2 protein-coding genes are annotated in these 1650 nt (G+C 74.8%); one reads left to right on the top strand and one right to left on the bottom strand.

Annotation, left to right across the window (positions count from 1 at the left end; all coding sequences use genetic code 11):
• Positions 1–827: HipA family kinase (locus tag HMPREF3099_RS02140; RefSeq protein ID WP_070703548.1), on the bottom strand; the 827-nt coding region annotated here is incomplete at its 3' end.
• 52 nt (positions 828–879) lie between these two features.
• Here HMPREF3099_RS02140 and HMPREF3099_RS02135 point away from each other — a divergent pair.
• A partial coding sequence (locus HMPREF3099_RS02135) for a lysophospholipid acyltransferase family protein (protein WP_070703547.1) occupies positions 880–1650 on the top strand: 771 nt, incomplete at its 3' end.

The following is a 1650-nucleotide window of genomic DNA, read 5'->3' as shown; positions in this document are numbered from 1 at the left end:
CGCGCGGCGGCCAGCGCGTCGTCGCCCGGCAGCCAGTGCTCGGCCCCCGCGAGACGTGCGGTGAGGAAGTCCACGTAGGCGTCGCGCACCGCATCGGCCATGGGCAGGCCCCCGGTGGTCTCCAGCCACTCGCCGGGCACCGCGGCCACGGCCTCGCGCACCGCCTGCCCGATGCGGGGTGCAAGCTCGGCGTGCACCCGCGCCATGGTGCCGGGCTCGGCGGGCACCACCGCGGCCGTCACGTGCTGCGAGGCGTCGAAGGGCTGCCGGGCGGAGCGCGCGGGGTCCGGGGCGTGCTCGGCGGCCGTGCCCGGCCAGGCGTGGTGGAAGTACAGCGCCGCCCCGTGGTCGATGAGCCACGGCACCCCGTGCCACACCACCAGGTTGGGATTGCTCCAGGTGCGGTCCACGTTGGCGGTGAACGCGTCCAGCCACAGCAGACGCGCGGCCACCTCGGGGGCCGGGGGCACGGACCCGTCGTACCCGTGCGCCCCGGGCAGGAAGTCGGTGCCCAGGTTGAGCCCGATGCTGGCGCGCAGCAGGTCCTGCACCTCCTCGTCGGGCTCGTAGCGGCTAAGGGCCTCGGGCAGCTCCAAGGCCACCATCTCCGGCACGGGCAGGTCCAGCGCGCGGGCCAGCTCGCCCACCACCACCTCGGCCACCAACACCTTGACGCCCTGTCCGGCGGAGCGGAACTTCATGACGTAGGTGCCCAGGTCGTCGGCCTCCACCACGCCCGGCATCGAGCCGCCCTCGCGCAGCGGGGTCACGTAGCGCACGGCGGTGCGGCGGGGCAGCTCGCCGGTGGGGTCCCAGGGGCTGGTCATGGGGCCACGGTACGTGGGCGGCTCGGCCCGCCCCGGACGTAGGCTGCGCCCCATGAGCACGCTCTACAACCTGCTGCTGCCCCCGGCCTACTCGCTGTTCGCCCTGCAGGGCCTGCGCATCCGCGTGGAGGGGCAGGACAACGTACCGGCCACCGGCGGTGCGGTCATCGCGTGCAACCACATCAGCTACCTGGACTACGTCTTCGTCGGCCTGGCCGTGCGCCACCGCCGCCGCCAGGTGCGCTTCATGGCCAAGAAGGAGCTCTTCGACCAGCCGGTGCTGGGCCCGATGCTGCGCTCCATGCGGCACATCCAGGTGGACCGCGACGCCGGCGGGTCGGCCCTGCGTCACGGCGTGGACGCCCTGCGCCGCGGCGAGCTGGTGGGCGTCTTCCCGGAGGCCACCATCAGCCGCAGCTTCGAGCTCAAGGGCTTCAAGACCGGCGCGGTGCGCATGGCCGCCGAGGCGGGGGTGCCGGTCGTCCCGATGGTGAACTGGGGCTCGCACGTGCTGGCCACCAAGGGCCTGCCGCGTCACCTGGGGCGCACCGGCACGCCGGTGACCATCGCGGTGGGGGAGCCGATCCACGTGGCCCCGGACGCCGACCCGCTGCAGACGACCGAGCACCTCCGCGACGTCATGGACGATCTCCTGCGCGCGGTGCAGGGCGAGTACGGCCCGATGCCGGAGCACCTGCGCCGCTGGGAGCCGGCCCGCACCGGAGGCACGGCGCCCACCCTCGAGGAGGCCGACGCCCTGGACGCCCGCGACGTGGCCGAGCGCCGGCGCCGCCGGGTGGAGAAGGCCGAGCAGGCCGCCGCC

The organism is Kytococcus sp. HMSC28H12 (genome assembly GCF_001816045.1).
GTDB lineage: Bacteria > Actinomycetota > Actinomycetes > Actinomycetales > Dermatophilaceae > Kytococcus > Kytococcus schroeteri.
This window is presented reverse-complemented; position numbering and strand designations above follow the sequence as displayed.